This window comes from Rhodococcus erythropolis R138, assembly GCF_000696675.2.
Classification (GTDB): domain Bacteria; phylum Actinomycetota; class Actinomycetes; order Mycobacteriales; family Mycobacteriaceae; genus Rhodococcus_F; species Rhodococcus_F erythropolis.
Map to the genome: position 1 here is coordinate 1,079,758 of NZ_CP007255.1, position 15,312 is coordinate 1,095,069.

Annotated in this window: 17 protein-coding genes; 5 read left to right on the forward strand and 12 right to left on the reverse strand. The window is 61.5% G+C overall.

The window, feature by feature from the left end:
* Positions 1–111 precede the first annotated feature (111 nt).
* From H351_RS04910 to H351_RS04930, 5 genes are all read right to left on the reverse strand, one after another.
* Positions 112–1,155 carry a ParB/Srx family N-terminal domain-containing protein gene (locus H351_RS04910; RefSeq protein ID WP_021345944.1) on the reverse strand — a complete coding sequence of 348 codons (1,044 nt, stop codon included), beginning with the start codon at positions 1,153–1,155 and terminating at the stop codon, positions 112–114.
* 201 nt (positions 1,156–1,356) lie between these two features.
* Positions 1,357–2,217 (reverse strand): 3-hydroxyacyl-CoA dehydrogenase, encoded by an 861-nt coding sequence (locus tag H351_RS04915; RefSeq protein WP_029256576.1) that lies wholly within the window; start codon positions 2,215–2,217, stop codon positions 1,357–1,359.
* A 9-nt stretch (positions 2,218–2,226) separates the two neighbouring features.
* Positions 2,227–2,847, reverse strand: a complete 621-nt coding sequence (locus tag H351_RS04920; protein ID WP_029256575.1) for a TetR/AcrR family transcriptional regulator — start codon at positions 2,845–2,847, stop codon at positions 2,227–2,229.
* A gap of 84 nt (positions 2,848–2,931) precedes the next feature.
* Positions 2,932–3,528 (reverse strand): hypothetical protein, encoded by a 597-nt coding sequence (locus tag H351_RS04925; protein WP_020909569.1) that lies wholly within the window; start codon positions 3,526–3,528, stop codon positions 2,932–2,934.
* A 4-nt stretch (positions 3,529–3,532) separates the two neighbouring features.
* Positions 3,533–3,991 carry a hypothetical protein gene (locus H351_RS04930; protein WP_029256574.1) on the reverse strand — a complete coding sequence of 153 codons (459 nt, stop codon included), beginning with the start codon at positions 3,989–3,991 and terminating at the stop codon, positions 3,533–3,535.
* Between the two features lie 100 nt (positions 3,992–4,091).
* Between H351_RS04930 and pip the strand changes: the two genes are divergently transcribed.
* The gene (gene pip / locus H351_RS04935; protein ID WP_029256573.1) at positions 4,092–5,051 is read left to right on the forward strand and encodes a prolyl aminopeptidase; all 960 of its coding nucleotides are present in this window, start codon (positions 4,092–4,094) and stop codon (positions 5,049–5,051) included.
* Here the strand turns inward: pip and H351_RS04940 are convergent.
* Positions 5,039–5,641: a TetR/AcrR family transcriptional regulator gene (locus H351_RS04940; RefSeq protein ID WP_020971207.1), complete on the reverse strand. Its 603-nt coding sequence runs from the start codon at positions 5,639–5,641 to the stop codon at positions 5,039–5,041. The two genes, pip and H351_RS04940, sit on opposite strands and share 13 nt — an antisense overlap.
* A 105-nt stretch (positions 5,642–5,746) precedes the next feature.
* Here H351_RS04940 and H351_RS04945 point away from each other — a divergent pair, with 105 nt between their 5' ends.
* On the forward strand, positions 5,747–6,826 hold the full coding sequence (locus tag H351_RS04945; RefSeq protein WP_029256572.1) for an alpha/beta fold hydrolase: 1,080 nt from the start codon (positions 5,747–5,749) through the stop codon (positions 6,824–6,826).
* Here the strand turns inward: H351_RS04945 and H351_RS04950 are convergent.
* On the reverse strand, positions 6,797–7,918 hold the full coding sequence (locus H351_RS04950; protein WP_029256571.1) for an endonuclease/exonuclease/phosphatase family protein: 1,122 nt from the start codon (positions 7,916–7,918) through the stop codon (positions 6,797–6,799). The genes H351_RS04945 and H351_RS04950 overlap by 30 nt on opposite strands.
* A gap of 132 nt (positions 7,919–8,050) precedes the next feature.
* On the opposite strand from H351_RS04950, the gene H351_RS04955 reads away from it, so the two are divergent.
* On the forward strand, positions 8,051–9,343 hold the full coding sequence (locus tag H351_RS04955) for an MFS transporter (protein WP_020971204.1): 1,293 nt from the start codon (positions 8,051–8,053) through the stop codon (positions 9,341–9,343).
* Here H351_RS04955 and H351_RS04960 read toward each other — a convergent pair.
* Positions 9,318–10,331 carry an ABC transporter substrate-binding protein gene (locus H351_RS04960; RefSeq protein ID WP_244891442.1) on the reverse strand — a complete coding sequence of 338 codons (1,014 nt, stop codon included), beginning with the start codon at positions 10,329–10,331 and terminating at the stop codon, positions 9,318–9,320. The two genes, H351_RS04955 and H351_RS04960, sit on opposite strands and share 26 nt — an antisense overlap.
* 88 nt (positions 10,332–10,419) lie before the next feature.
* On the opposite strand from H351_RS04960, the gene H351_RS04965 reads away from it, so the two are divergent.
* Positions 10,420–11,247 carry a transglutaminase domain-containing protein gene (locus tag H351_RS04965; protein ID WP_029256569.1) on the forward strand — a complete coding sequence of 276 codons (828 nt, stop codon included), beginning with the start codon at positions 10,420–10,422 and terminating at the stop codon, positions 11,245–11,247.
* Between the two features lie 12 nt (positions 11,248–11,259).
* Positions 11,260–12,054: a 2-phosphosulfolactate phosphatase gene (locus H351_RS04970; protein WP_020909562.1), complete on the forward strand. Its 795-nt coding sequence runs from the start codon at positions 11,260–11,262 to the stop codon at positions 12,052–12,054.
* Here the strand turns inward: H351_RS04970 and H351_RS04975 are convergent.
* From H351_RS04975 to H351_RS04990, 4 genes are all read right to left on the reverse strand, one after another.
* Complete coding sequence (locus H351_RS04975; RefSeq protein WP_029256568.1) at positions 12,009–12,800, reverse strand: ABC transporter permease; 792 nt, start codon at positions 12,798–12,800, stop codon at positions 12,009–12,011. The genes H351_RS04970 and H351_RS04975 overlap by 46 nt on opposite strands.
* Positions 12,797–13,738, reverse strand: coding sequence for a daunorubicin resistance protein DrrA family ABC transporter ATP-binding protein (locus tag H351_RS04980; protein WP_021333361.1), 942 nt, complete (start codon positions 13,736–13,738; stop codon positions 12,797–12,799). The genes H351_RS04975 and H351_RS04980 overlap by 4 nt, the downstream gene beginning before the upstream one ends.
* Positions 13,739–13,752: 14 nt before the next feature.
* Positions 13,753–14,628 carry a DUF4097 family beta strand repeat-containing protein gene (locus H351_RS04985; RefSeq protein WP_029256567.1) on the reverse strand — a complete coding sequence of 292 codons (876 nt, stop codon included), beginning with the start codon at positions 14,626–14,628 and terminating at the stop codon, positions 13,753–13,755.
* Positions 14,629–14,693: 65 nt separating this feature from the next.
* Positions 14,694–15,209 (reverse strand): toxin-antitoxin system HicB family antitoxin, encoded by a 516-nt coding sequence (locus H351_RS04990; RefSeq protein WP_029256566.1) that lies wholly within the window; start codon positions 15,207–15,209, stop codon positions 14,694–14,696.
* Positions 15,210–15,312 lie beyond the last annotated feature (103 nt).

The following is a 15,312-nucleotide window of genomic DNA, read 5'->3' on the forward strand; positions in this document are numbered from 1 at the left end:
GTCAGGGCAGGGCGTCGCTGCTTCGATGAAGCGGCACCCGAATGGGATCAGACTACTGAGTAGAGGCTTACCTTAGTCAAGTTTGCTGGGTGTGACTTGGATCCGAGCAGGTCAGAGGGTTGCTTTGTAGGCAAGTGCGTAGGCGATCTTGCCCGGCTTGTCGTCTGTGTACGGCTTCGACAGCTTTGCGAACTCGCCCTTGGACTCCGCTTTGCCGTCGTTCCAGGCCGGCAGGACTCCGAGATCGGCGGCCGTGAACCCGCTGTCGACGACGGCATCACCCGCCAACGCGGTCTGTGCTTTGGTCACCGACTTCACGGTGGCCAGGTAGCTGGAGAGGTCGTCGCGATTCCAGTTGGTGAGGTCGACGGGCGCGGCGTCGCGGACCCACGCACCCCAGTAGAACTCCTGGAACGGAATCGTGCCGGCGGCGAATCCGATGTCGCGGGAGAAGTACATCAGGCTGCGGTACTTGTCGTCGGCGAAGTTGGCCAGGCCGACGCTCTTCGGCAGGGACTGGACCGGTACCTGGTTTCCGTCCACGTCACGCGACCAGACCCACTTGTTCTTTTCCATCTCGGTCCAGAAGGCGCCTTCACTCAGGCCGCTGAGGTTGCCGAGAACCCGCAGTCGCACGTGCAGGTCGGGGCCTCCGTCGGCCGTCTCGATGAAGGACGTGAGGGTGTGGTGACCGTCGGTCAGGTAGAGATCGCCGCGGGGTCCGACGACCACGGTCTTCATGGGCGCGATGCTCTCGGCGGTTTCCTGACCCACTGGAAGCTGGCAGGTGAAGGACGACGGGTCCTTCAGCGTCGAGGCAGGAGTAGCGGTCGCAGCCTGGATCTGGCCGTTCGCCTCGCACCAGTCGTCGAACTTCTTGTTGATCGTGTCTTTTCCGAGCGTGTATCGCCCGAGCTTGTAGTACACCTCGTCGTAGCCGAGGGAAGGCTGCGTCGCATGAACGTCGCCGATGCGCACGTCCAGAAGGTCACCTTCTTTGGCGCACAGGTACTCCGAGCCGCCGGCGGAGCCTGAGAACGAACCGGTGGAGATTCCGCCACACGCGAGGGGAGCGGCGACAGCGGGTGTGCTGACCAGTGTTCCGGCGCCGAGCAGTACCAGTGTTGTGAGTGCCGAGATGGCGGAACGACGCATGTGGGGATCTCTCCTGAGGATGGGTTCGCACGTGAAGAAGCTTGCGTCACAATCGCTCAGGGTGGTTTCGGACTTACTGACAACAGACGTCCGCGCGGTGGCTACCACGTGAATTCACGTCGTAGCCACCGCGCGGTGAGCCTGTTGGTTGATCAGCTCTGTTGGTTGATCAGCCCTGCAGTTGATCAGCCCGGCTTTTGATCAGCCTTTGTAGTTGTAGAAGCCCTCGCCGACAGCGACGCCGAGCTTGCCTTCGTCGATGTAGTTCTTCTTGATGTAGTCGGCGAACGCGCGCTGCTTCTCGCCGCCCTGGGAGGAGATGTTGTAGACGGTGGTCAACCCGACGACATCCATGATCTGGAAGGGGCCGAACGGGGCTCCGGTGCCGATACGCCACGTCTTGTCGACCATGTCGGGATCGGCGATGCCGTCGATCAGCAGGTCGGATGCTGCATTGAGGAGCGGGACCAGGAGTGAGTTGAGTACGTAACCCGCCTTCTCCTTCTTGAGTTCGATCGGCACCATGCCGATGTTCTTCGCGAATTCGACGACCTCGCGGTACACGGCGGGGTCGGTGGACTCGGTGCCCATGACCTCGGCAGTGTTGTTGACCCACACGTGATTTGCGAAGTGCAGTGCGAGGAACTTCTCGGGGCGGCCGGTGAACTCCTTGAGGTCGCTCGGCAGAAGCGTCGAGGAGTTGGTTGCGAACACCGTGTGCTCAGGAGCTACTGCGGCGAGCTTCTCGTAGGTGTCGCGCTTGATGGCGATGTCCTCGGGAATTGCCTCGATGACAAGATCGGCCTTGGTCACGGCTTCGGCGAGATCGTACGAGTACGTAATACGTTGTAGCGCTTCGTCGGCCTTGCCTTCCTTGGCGCCCTCGACGTTTTCGGCCTTGTAGGCCGCGGCCAACGAGTCGAACCGAGCCTTGGCCCTTTCGATGACCTCGGCGTTGATGTCGTACGCGACGACGTCGAATCCGTGATAGGCGGTCTGATAGACGATCTGCGAGCCGAGAACTCCGGTACCCAGAACGGTGATCTGCTTCAGTTCAGTCATTTTCGATCCTCAATCCTTTTCGGTGGGTAGTCCGGCAAGCGTCAATCGAACTTGTGCGGCAACGATGTTCGTGAGTTCGTCAGCCGTGATCCGGTCCAATGCCGCGCGGGCTATTTCGAAGTGCAGCACGTTGGAAATCGTTCGCGCTGCAGTGATGGTTCGGGTGGTGTGGTTGGGGTGCCCCTCGAGCAAGATTTGCGCAATCCGCGTTTGCAGGCGCTGCGAGAGTTCCAGACCTTCGGCCCGGAAACACTCGCTGGGCTCGCCGAACAACACTTCGCGTTGGTAGATGCCGGTGTTCTCGTCGTTTCGGCGACTCGCGATCAGCAGGGGTGAAACCAGCTCGAGCACACGATCTTCTGTGCCCGTCGATTTGGCCTCACGCTCTTCTCCCAGTTCGATCTGCTTGCGGTACTCCGCGTTGTACACCATGAGCAGTAGCTCGGCTTTGCTTGCGGCGTAACGAAAGAGGGTGCCACCGGCTACATCGGCGCGATCGGCAATTTCTTGAGTTGTGACTGCGCTGTAGCCCTTTTCCGCGAACAGTTCGGCCGCGGCGTCGAAGATGCGTGTCTGCTTCTCGAGTTTGTTGCGTTCACGACGACCCAACTCTTGGTTCGATTTCGTCATCCCGCTCACCTCGTCTCATTTCGGATCACGCTCATAAATGAGTCTACTCCGAAATATTGAGAGGGTGGGGTCTCCTCCGTCACATCACCGCAGTCCGCTGACCCAACCGGCGAACACGTCGGAGAACACGTCTGCTTCGCACGCATGCGCCGATTCGGGGTAGGCACATTCGGGGTATCCGGCGACGACGGCGGCAAGTTCGGCATTACAACACTGCGCCAAGAGGCCGCGCAGGAGATCCGCGGCCGACCAGCCGGCGATGGATGCTGCTGGGATCCCCTCTTCCTCGTACACCTTCACCAGATCGTCATGCCTCCAGGACAATTCCTCGGCCACCAGTGCATCGGGATTGAAAGACATGGCGCGGTCGAGTGATCCGCGCAGAAGCGAGTGTGGATCGTCCTCACCGCGCAGCCTGGTCGCGAGGTCGGCCGGTGCCTTCTGCATGACGAACATCCAGGGTTTGCCGTCGGGAAAGACTCCGCCGAAGCCTGCCACGTTGAAGGGGAGGTGGCTACTGAGAAAATCTGTCTCCACGTCGACGTGCTGATCGTCTCCGAGGTGAATGAAGTGGCCGGACGCGATCTCCTCTCCGGTTGCCGGCTCGGCCCACGTGTTGTTCCACAGGTCGGTCATCCGACTGCCGTCGGGAAAATCGAGAACCTCGAAGAGGAAACCCATGTCGTCACCACTCTCCGTCGAAGTGGGTGGTTACTCCACCGGTGAGTCGAGAAACCGTTTGAGCCGAGGTCGCGAGGACGACTCGGCTTGTCTCGAAGGTCATCTCGTCGCGTTCGGTGTCCTCCGATTCGGGATCCTCGGCGAGTGAGAAGTCGAGTTCCACCTCTCGATCGGTGCTGGAACAGACCGAGATCATCAGCCCGAGTCGTTCGTCGGTGAACGCCGGAAGCGATTTCTCGGGATGAAAGTCTGCGGCCGCGTGAAAGAAGAACGCCGCCAGCCGTTCGACAAATCCTTCGTCGGTGTGTCTGCTGAGATACTGATTGAACCGATCGGGGCTGAGCAGGCCTACGTCGAAAACGAGTGTGGGTACGTCGGATTCGAAGACAGCGGCGGGTGCCGCATGACTGCGAAGGAATACCGCGGCGCCGCCGTACCCCGGCAACCTGAACCCATCACGCATCTGGTGTACTCCCGTCGCAGAGGTGTCCTGTCCACGCTAGGCCATAGCCCGGACGCGTGCTGCTTACCGGACACGTCGGTTGATGGAAGAATTACCGCCCATGAGCGCTGTCCTGTACCCGCCCGTCGAACCGTACGAGTCGGGACTGTTGGAAGTGCCCGATGGTCAGAGCCTCTACTGGGAGACCGTCGGTAACCCGGCCGGTGTCCCGGTTCTCTATCTCCACGGCGGTCCCGGTGCGGGATGCACTGTCGGCGCCAGGCGTTTTTTCGATCCCGAAACCTTTCGCGCAGTTCTGTTCGATCAACGAGGCTGTGGGCGCAGCCTTCCTCTCGCGAGTAGCCCGGACGTCGATCTCACCGTGAACACGACGGCGCACATCCTCGACGACATCGAGCGTCTTCGTGAACATCTCGGTATCGAACGATGGATCGTTTCCGGCCTTTCTTGGGGCGTCAGTTTGGGTCTGGTGTACGCCCAAGCGTTTCCCGAGCGGGTGATCGCGATGGCTTTGGGCGCGATCACCGGCGGGACGAGAGTGGAAATCGAATGGATCACCCGTGCCATGGGCAGGATATTTCCGCGTGAATGGGAAGAGTTCGTCGCGCCGCTGCCGGTGGAAGAGCGTGACGGGAACGTCCCCGCGGCATACGCGCGACTGCTCGCCGATCCGGATCCTGTTGTGCGGGAAAATGCTGCGGTGCAGTGGTGCCGCTGGGAAGACGTACATGTGTCGCTGATGCCGGGGTGGACTCCGAGTATTCGATACCAGAATCCGGACTTCCGTCGGGTGATGACCAGGCTGGTCACGCACTACTGGGCCAACGATTGCTTCCTCGCGCCGAATCAGATCCTGGACGGAATGGACCGTCTCGCCGAGATTCCCGCGATTCTCGTGCACGGCCGGTATGACATTTCCGGACCACTCGACACTGCCTGGGCGATCCACCAGCGCTGGCCGGGCAGTGAGTTGGTGGTGCTCGACGACGCCGGGCATGGCGGGGGTGGATTCAACGAGGCAATCGTGGAAGCGCTGAATTCACTGGCTCATTCGGTCTGATCGAGTGCTCCGGCGTGCGCCGCAGCGAGCGCGCCGGCAGCAGCGCGATCGGCAACCGACTGGTCGACAGGTAGATCGGCGACCAACAGGCGATAGTAGATGGGCGCGGCGACGGCCGCCAGAAGATCAGCAGCTGAGACCTTCTCGGAGATTTCCCCGCGTTCGACTGCTCGGCGGACCACTATGTCGGCCAGTTCGTAACGTGCGGAATAGAACTCGCGCTTGAGTCTCGCCACTTCTGGCGTACGAACCGCGTCCGAGAACAGTGCAGCCACCAACGCGCCGCCCGACTCGCTTGTCACCAGTGCGACTATCGATCTGGCCATCTCGCGCAGGTCGGATTCGATGGAACCGGTATCCGGGATGGGGACGGTAGTTGCCGATACCTCGACGGCCGCGTCGGCCACCAGTTGGGACAGCGTGCTCCATCGCCGGTAGATCGTGGTCTTGTGGACTCCGGAACGGGCGGCTATGTCCTCGATGGTCATCGCTGCAAATCCGCGTTCGGACAGTTCGGCCGCGGTGGCCGCCAGGACGGCCTCGCGCACCCTGGCGCTACGCCCTCCGGGCCGTTGTGGTGTCGAGGTCATGGGTCAACCTTATCGCAACAAGGTGTTGTGTTAGCTGGAGACACATGGTTCACTGAGCTAATGCAACTGATCGTTGCGTTAGAGATGAATTGAGGGGTGTTTCCCATGTCATACGAATTTCCTGTCGATCACCGAGGCCTCTTCGAAGAGCGCACAGGACAGTTTCTGAGCTTCGGGCTCCCCGTCTCGGATCTCGAGGAACTGCGCGCGTCCATCAACTCGACCTGGGCCGACGCGCCCGGTGGTTGGTCGTACGAGTGGTCGGCGCTGGCGGCGAAGTACTCCGCGGCCGGCAATCATTCCCTGGCAGCGATGATCTACGGAATCGCCAAGTTCCCGGTGCTGGCCAACGAATCCCGTCGACGGGCTCTGCGCAATCAGGTGGACGAATACGTCAAGGCAGCAACAGGATTCGGGCTCGAGTTCGAGCGTCGAATCCTCTCCCTGCCCTACCGAAACGGCGAGATCGAGCTACCGGTACACATCCTCTCGGCGGACGGACGGTACGAAGACGCACCCGTCCTGTTGCTCAGCGGCGGCGTCGACGGCTGGAAGATGGACATGCATCCGTTGGCCAGTGCGTTCGCGACGAACGCCGGGGTGACGGTTGTTGCTTTCGATCAGCCGGGAACTGGTGAATCACCCGTTCCTCTCGATGCTTTCGGTGACGAGGTGATCGACGGGCTCGTATCGACGGCTCGCGCTCTCGGCAACGGGCAGGTGGCGCACCTGGGAGTCTCCTTCGGCGGCAACTTCGCCGTGCGCTCGGGGTTGACCGGCGCCGTCGATGCGGTGATCAACATCGGCGCCCCGGTCAAGGGTGCGTTCGAGACCGTGAATGCCGAGCGCCTGGTCTACGGCATGGGCGACATCGTCGGAAACGCACTGGGTTTCGATGCCCCGGCAACCAAAGAGGCGCTGGTACAGGGTCTCCGTGCGTTCGATCGCAGTGTCTTGATGACCGCCGACGACGGCCGGACCCCGATGCTTGTGGTCAACGGGGCCGACGACGTTCACATCCCGCTCTCGGACACAACACTCTTCGAAGAGCGCCCGAACACGCAGGTACACGTCATCCCGGATGCGGGGCACTGCGCAGTGACCAAGCTGCCCGAGTTGACGCCGATGATGATCGACTGGCTACGAGATGCCCTGTCAGGAACCGCTCCACGAACCGGTAGATGATCCGCCGCCGAAGCTGGCAAAACGATACGTCGCAAGAACGGCCTTGTGATCGGTCGGCCACGGCGTCGGTGAAGCGATGAAGTTGTCCTGGGAGTTCTCCTCCACTCTTTTGTTGTGCACGATCGTCTTTCGGGGTCCGATGATTCCTACAGATCCCAACTTCAGCTCGGAAGCGCGGTCGGCGAAGATGTAGTCGATCCGATCGCGTTCGTCTGCCTCGGGTGCCCAGGTGAGCTGTGAGGTGTCGACGTCGGGATTGTCGGACGGCCAGGTGAAGCCCGGGTGTGTAGCCGGGTTCGGGTACTTGCTGCGGTATGCATCGACAAATCCGGCTTCGTCGAGCAGACGGGTGGATTCCCACGGAATGACGACACCGTTGTGGTCGAGCAGATTTCGCGTGCCGTCGGTCCAGTCCAGGGCCGACGGTTCGTTGAAATCGCCGCCGAGGATGACGGACCTGCCCCTCGCCCGTTCTGCGGCCGCATCGTCGATGAACGTCGAAATTGCCAGGGGTCGTCCCGAATTGACGTTCACACGCTGAACCGTCTCGGGGTCCGTGACCGGACCGGACGGCATCTTGTTCCAGCCGAACTCGGAGAACTCTCCAGGCGTGGGAACACCCGCGCCGTATCCGCGCGGTAGATAGGTTGCGTAGGACGTGTAGGCCAGATGTGCCGAGTAAGCAGCGATTTGTTTGCCGTCGACCGTCACGACTGCCTTGATCATCGAGTTCAGGTTGGCTGTTTCCTCGATCGGAAACTTGGAGAGAATCCCCACGTCGGAGGACGCTGCTCCGTAGAAGGTGGTTCCTGATTTGGTCAGCATGTCGGCCAATACAGTTGTCGCAGTGCCGGCTTCCGACAGGAGAACTATCGACGCCTGGGTCGAGATGATCATGTCGGCGATCAGCTGCAGGCCACCGTTGATCTTGGTTCCGCCGTGCCAGGTATTGAGGGAGAGCACTTTGATCTCCTGCGCGGGGTTCGCCCCCGCGACGGAGGTATTGGCACCCAAGGTAAATGCGCTTGCGGTGACTGTCCCTGCGGCTACCGCCATCGCCTTGACCATCTGACGGCGCGTCAATCCATTCATCAAATCCCGGCTCTCGTTGTCGTGTGCTCGAACCCCCGGAAGATGATTACCATCGCTACCTAAACGGACAGTTAACCAATTGCAAAATGGCAGATTTCCACAGAACACCGCGCGGGCAATAGTCTTCTGGTCGTGGTACTCAGTGAGCGTTTCCCCGGTAACAAGACCTTCGCGAAGGTTCGTGTCCTGCCGCCGGTGGTGAAGTTGCTCCTTCTTTCGATGGTGCTGTTCAACATCGGGTTCTATCTGGTTGTCCCCTTTCTCGCGGTGCACCTTTCGGAGGACCTCGGATTCGCGGCCTGGATTGTCGGCCTGGTCCTCGGACTCCGGATGTTCAGTCAGCAGGGCATGTTCTTCATCGGTGGAAGCCTCGCCGACAGGTTCGGCAAGCGTCCGATCATTCTGCTGGGCATCGCAGTTCGCGTGGTCGGTTTCCTGATGCTCGGATTGGCCGAGAGTATGGCGGCGGTGATCGTCGGTGTGCTTCTGGTCGGGTTCGCCGCGGCTCTGTTCGCACCCGCAGTGGAGTCGGCCAACGCCGAATACGGACGCGAACTCGAAACCTCAGGAGTCATGCGTCGTACGGATCTGTTTGCAGTGGAACAGATGTGCAGTCGTCTGGGAACCGTGATCGGTCCGGCATTGGGTGCTGCTCTGTTGATGTTTCCGTTCTCGTGGACGGCGTCGAGCGCGGCGTTGCTGTTCGCGATCATGTGGGTCGGGTTCTTCATCTGGTTCCCGCGGCCGGGCGATGCCCACGACGGCCCGGTGTCGACCTATACGCTGCGCGACGTCTGGCGAAGCGTGCTGACCAACAACAACTTTCTGCTCTTCGCGACGCTCTGCAGTTTTCAGCTGGTTGCGTACAGCCAGCTGTACCTGATGCTGCCGGAACAGCTCGAGCGCGGTATCGGTTCGCAGTCGGCGCTGGGATGGTTCTACGTGGGCGCAGCGGTGTTGGTGATCGTCGGGCAGGGACCGACGGTCGCGGTTGCCCACCGCATCGGGCATCGACGCGCGATCACCTTCGGGCTTGTGCTCATTTCGGTGTCGTTCCTGGTTCCGCTGGTCACCGGCGTCGACTCCGCAGTTTCGGCGTCGACGCAGATAGTCGGTCTGGCGGTGTGGATCGGGCTGCTGCACCTGGGACAGATGTTGATGGTGCCGCCGATGCGAGACACCATTGCCATCCTCGGTCGTGAAAGCAACCTCGGAGCGCACTTCGGCATGCTCAACACGATCGGCGGTCTGCTCGCGCTCCTGGGAACCGTGGGAGTCGGATTCGTGTACGACCTAGTCGACAACGGCCACGCAGCGCCGGCGTCACCATGGGTGATCGTTTCGGTCTGCGTGGCCGTGTCGGCTGTGGTGTTGTGGGTGTGGTCCGGTCGAACGAAGGTTATCGACCCGCGATCGTCTGATTGATCTTTGCTACAAAATCTTCCAGCACAAACGGAATGGTGAGCGGGTTCGGCATGGACACCGCGTCACTGACGATGGGGTCCAAGCTGATCAGGCCGCCGGTCTTGACCACGTTCAGATTGGTGAACGCCGGCTGCGTCTCCATCTCGGGGCGAGCCTTTTCGTAGTTGTCGAAGAGCAGGTAGTCGCACTCAAGGAGGTCGTAGTTTTCGGCGGAGATCTCGTAGTTCAGCTTGCCCGCGAACCGATCCTTCAGTGCGGCAGGAGCCGTGAATCCCAATTGCGTGAGCAACTGAGCGCGCGCTGCCTCAGGGCTGAACGCCCGCAGATTTCCGTCGCTCCAGCGAATGACGAGAGCTGCTGTCTTGCCTTCGAACTGGGGGTTCTCCGCGCGGGTGCGAACGATGAGGTCTTCGACTTCCTGGACCTCCTGCTTTGCCTGCGCGGGAACGCCCACAGCCGTACCGATGCGGGTCGTGACTTCCTGCCAGGGCAGCACCCAATCCGTCTGATCGGCGGCGTGAAGCACAGTCGGCGCGATGGCGCTGAGCTGCTTGTACAGATCCTCGTCGATCGCGTTGTTGACGGCGATGATCAGGTCAGGCGCTGCTGCCACGATCGTTTCGATGTCGAAATCGGTGGTGGCGTTGGCCAGTGGTGTCGGCTCGGCGCCCTGGACTGCCGAGTCGGCCCAGACTCCGATTCCGTCGTCGGTCGATCCCTTCCACACCGGGACCAGGACGGGCGTGAGCCCGAGGGAAAGCAGAACGTCTGCGTCGCCGATGCCGACCGCTGCGATGCGGCTGGGCGCCTGCCCGATGGTGGTGGAGCCGAACTTGTGGTCGATCGTCACCGGGAAGGCGTTGGCCTCGGCGTGAGCACCTTCGGTGCCGGGAGTGGATTCGTCCTTCGCGCTGTCGCCGCAGGCAGCAAGGGCAGAACCTGCTGCTGTGGCGAAGGTGACGGACAGCATGGCACGGCGGCTCAACATTGGGTTCACAGCAACCTCGGGTTTCATGGTTATGGGACCCTAACCATAGTGGAGCGGCAGTGTCGGCAGTGTTTGTTAGTCTCCGCCCATGACGGCGGTTCTCGACTACACATCAGCAGGACCGTTCACCCGCATCGACGGAGTGGACCCGCTCGCCCTCGAGTCGCTCCCCACCGACCCCGTGCAAATATGCCGGGTAGTGCCATACCTGGTGGTCCAACCCACCGATGCGCGGTCGCTGAATCTGCCTGCCGACCGATTCGACGAAAACCGGATCCGGCCGGCAAGCGTTCTGCTCCAACGCCTGCTTGCGCTCGATCCGGCACCGGTGACCTCCGCCCGAGAACCCGACAAGCGGCTCGTCGGAACCTGTCGGCACTTTGCTGTTTTGAGTTGTGCGTTTCTGCGCCACCGCGGAATTGCCGCTCGCGTCCGCTGTGGTTTTGCCACCTACTTTCAACCGGAACAGGGCGTGGACCACTGGATCACCGAGTACTGGGACGACGCCGGCAAGCGGTGGATCCGCATCGACTCGGAGATCCTCGGACAGAACGTCCTTCCTCACGCCCATAACCTGCAGCCGGGAGAATTCCTCAGTGGTGGTGAGGCGTGGCTGGCGTATCGACGCGGCGAGATCGACGCGTCCCAGTTCGGGGTGTACGGCACCCAGAACTGGGGGCCGGCCGAGATCCGAGGCAACGCAGTGAAGGATCTTGCCGCGATGAACAAGGTCGAAACCCTGCCGTGGGACGAGTGGGGTCGTATGACTGACGCCTACGACGGAAAGACCGGCGCCGACTACGACCTACTGCTCGACGATATAGCCGAGGTGTGCGCCGGCGACGATCCAGTTGCCGTGCGAGCGCTGTACGAGCACGAGGATTTGTGCGTGCCGGACAACCTGATTCGTTTCTGAGATGCTGGCGCGATGAATCCGGAGCATCGCCAACTCGAGTACGGACTTCGATTCGACTGGGGCCTGCGCGGCGCCGAAGCAATTGCTGTCGGCGTCGATGTGGCAGTGGTGGTAGACGTTCTCTCGTTCACGACGACGCTGAGCGTCGCCGCCGACGCGGGAATCGACGTACTTCCCTATTCCTGGAACGACGAGAGTGCGGTCGATTACGCGCGTGATGCCGATGCGGTTCTTGCAGTACGACGAAGTGTGGCCAGGGAGGGGCAGATCAGTCTGTCTCCCAGGACGATTCGCGAGTCCGAGGTGCCGAGTCGGCTGGTACTGCCGTCGCCGAACGGGTCGACCATCGCGTTTGCGTTGGCGTCCCAGGTTGCGGTGTGTGTCGGCGCTTCATTGAGGAACGCTTCCGCCGTCGCTGATTGGATTGTGCACGAACATGGTCCGGGATCGCGGGTTGCGATAGTCGCATCCGGGGAGAAGTGGCCCGGTGGAGAGTTGCGCCCGGCAGTGGAGGATCTGTGGGGCGCCGGCGGGGTTGTCACGGCGTTGACCGCGGCTGGTTGGGAAGGTTCCCTGTCGCCCGAGGCACAGATGGCGGCGGATGCCTGGACAGCGGTGTCGGATTCGTACGAGGACCGCCTGCGGGACTGTGCCTCAGGGCGCGAGTTGATCGTCATGGGGTTTCCACACGACGTCGCCATCGCCTCGGAACTCGACGACAGCGACACCGTACCTGTTCTCGAAGATCGTGTGTTTCGAGGTCAGCGCACCGGGCGTCGATTGAACAAACTCCGCGCCCAGAGGTAGGAGAGGAAGGTGATTGCGACGCACCATCCGATCGCGAGTATGGCGTTGTTCCCGATCGCTTCGCCGAGAAGAAGTCCTCGAAGAGTCTCGATGATCGGAGTGAACGGCTGATACTCGGCAAACCATCGCAACACGGTCGGCATCGAATCGGTGGGGACAAATCCGCTTCCCAGGAAAGGTAAGAGGATCAACACCATTGGAAGATTACTGGCCGTCTCGACGCTCTTGCTGACGAGGCCGAAGGCAACGGACAACCAGATCATCGCGATGGAGACCAGGATGAGTAGAGCAAACGCGGCGACCCACTCCACGAAGCCTGCAGTAGGCCGGAAGCCGACGGCTATCGCCACAGCGATGACTACAACGAGGCTCACGATCGTCTGAAGGAGACTTCCGAGAACGTGACCGGTCAGGACGGACGTGCGCGTGATCGCCATCGTGCGGAATCGTGCAATGACCCCCGCGGTCATATCGGTTGCGACGGAGATGGCAGTACCTTGTGCCGCTGATGCCACAGTCATCAGAATAATCGCCGGTGCAACGTAATTGACATACTCGGCTCGGCCGCCACCGCCTGGGCCGAGGCCGTTCCCGAGCGTTCCGCCGAGCACGTAGACGAACAGCAGTAGGAAGACGACTGGCATCCCGACAAGCATCACCGTCATCGACGGATATCGAAGGATGTGTCGAATGCTGCGACGCAGCATGGTTTTCGAGTCCTGATAGGCAAGCGTCATGGTGGTCATCGCGCGTCGGTCCTTTCGGTGGCGGTCAGAGTCAGGAACACGTCGTCCAGGTCCGGTGTGTGCACGGAGAGTTCCTTGACGTCGATCGAGTGAGCGTCGAGTTGGTCGAGAAGAGAGCGCAGCGAGCGGACACCGCCGTCGCTGGGAACCTGCAGGACATACGCGGCATCGTCACGGGTAGACTCGTCGAAAACAGCAGCAGCAGAGTCGAGTTGGTCTCGATCGATGAAGTGAAGACGAATGTGGCCGCCGGGGATGCGTCGTTTGAGTTCCGCTGCCGTACCTTGGGCGACTATCCGTCCCTGATCGAGGACGGCGATGTGGTCGGCCAGTTGATCGGCTTCCTCGAGGTACTGCGTCGTGAGGAAGATGGTGACACCGCCCTTGACCAACTCCCGGATGATCTGCCACATGGTGCGTCGACTCCGGGGATCGAGGCCGGTGGTGGGCTCGTCCAGGAAGATGATCTCCGGTCGTCCGATCAACGTCATTGCCAGGTCGAGCCGTCGGCGCATTCCGCCCGAGTACGTCGACGCGAGTTTGTCCGCGGAGCCCTGCAGATCGAACTTCTCCAGGAGTTCGTCAGTGCGAGTGCGGCGTTCGTCCTTGCCGAGGTGGTGAAGATCGGCCATGAGGAGAAGGTTTTCCTCGCCGGACAGGTAGTCGTCTACCGCCGAGAACTGTCCGGTGACACCGATGCGCGAACGCACCGCATCAGGATCGTCGGAAGGGTTGTACCCGGCGATGCGGATGTCGCCGCCGTCTGCGGGAACGAGGGTCGAGAGGATTTCCACGATGGTGGTCTTGCCGGCGCCGTTGGGGCCCAGCAGTGCAAAGACGGTTCCGCGGTCGACGGAGATGTCGATTCCGTCCAGTACCGTCTTGTCGTCGTAGGCCTTCTTCAGACCCGTCGCGGTGATGGCTGGTTTACGGGACATCAGCGTTCCTTTCGCTAGATCTTCTTGTTGGATTCTTCTCGGGGCTCCGAACGTCGAATGACGATGTCGCCGTAGCTGGTTTGCGCCCGGACGTCTACCCGGCGTTCGGTGGAAGCCGGACCGTGCGTGGCATTCATCTGGTTGTCGACACGGCCGAAGGACGTATGCGCGTCGAATCGTGCGGCGGTTCCGGATCGAACGCCGATATGGATTCGCCCGGCGGCCGTCTTGGCGGATACGACTCCACTCTCGATGGTCTCGAAACGGATGTCGCCGTTGGCGGTTGCGGCGCTCGCGTCGGATTCGGCGTGCTCGACGGCGACGCTTCCGTTGGCGGTCTTCGCCTTCAGTGCGCCGGTGATCGTGCCGATGTTGATGTCGCCGTTGGAATTCTTGACCTCCGCGTTGCCGTCGATGCGGCCGATGCGGATGCTTCCGGACCCGGTGCTCGTGTCGATGTCGCCGGCCACACGCTCGACGGTGATCGCTCCGGCCCCGGTGCTGACGTTGAGCGGTCCGGTCGTGTCCAGTGTGCAATCTCCGGCCGAGACCTTCACGCGTGAGCGTCCGAGAGTGCCTTCGGCGCGCAGGCTGGCAACTGCTGCAGTGCCTTCGAGTTCCGAGCCGGAGGGAAGCTGAACGGCAATGTCGACAGATCCTGTCTTCCCGAAAATGCCGAGACCGCGCTGTTTCGGAGTCTTGATCTGTAGCCGGCCACCTGCGAATTCGACGCGCGTTTGTTCGGCGACTCGAACGTCTACCTCGCGAGACGAGTTGCTGGGCAACACTTCCACGACAGTGTCGTTGCGGCTGCTCGCAGCGATCCGGATGTGTCCGACTGCCACGTCGAAGTTCAAGATGATGGGGTCAGGTGTGCTGAATGTAGGCATGGTGATACTCCCGATGAGGTTGTCTCGGTTGGTGATAGAGGGTCGTGCGAAAGGTGAAGCCGGTGTCAGTGCACCCAGCCGCTGAAGCTTTCGGAGCCTTGGGACGTGCGCTGTCTCGGAGTGCTTCTGCTCATGCCGCCTTCCAGCGCAGTTGCAGCCGAGCGAACCAGCCACGCGTTCACGGAGATCCCGGCTTCCTTGGCCGCCGCCTCGATCCGGTCTTTGAGGTCTTGCCCCAGCCTCAGGTTGATTCGAGTCATCGAGGCGTCGTCGGACTCCGTGACGGGGCGCGGAGCCGGAGTCGGTTCCTCTTCGGCGGGGGCCGGAGCCGGTTCGCTGATGGCTGGTGCCACCACGAATTCGGGTTCGCGTCCCCGTAGGCGCAGGTCCACCGAGCCTGGGGCGAGGTCACGCGTGATCTCGGCGGCTGCCGCAGACAATGCGTCGAGAAGGGTGAGTCGCACTGCTGATTCCAGCGGTGCGGTCAAACGATCGGCGAGGGCCTTTGCGTCTTCTCCGCCTGCTTCGGCCGCCACCGCGAGTTCGTGGCGAAGGTTGTCTACGTACGGTGTCAAGTCCATGGCATCACTATGGCACCACTTTGGTGCCATAGCAATAGTTTGGTGGCACATTCATGTGAGTTTGATGAGAAGCGCCAGGTCATCGGGGTGGTTAGCGTTTCGA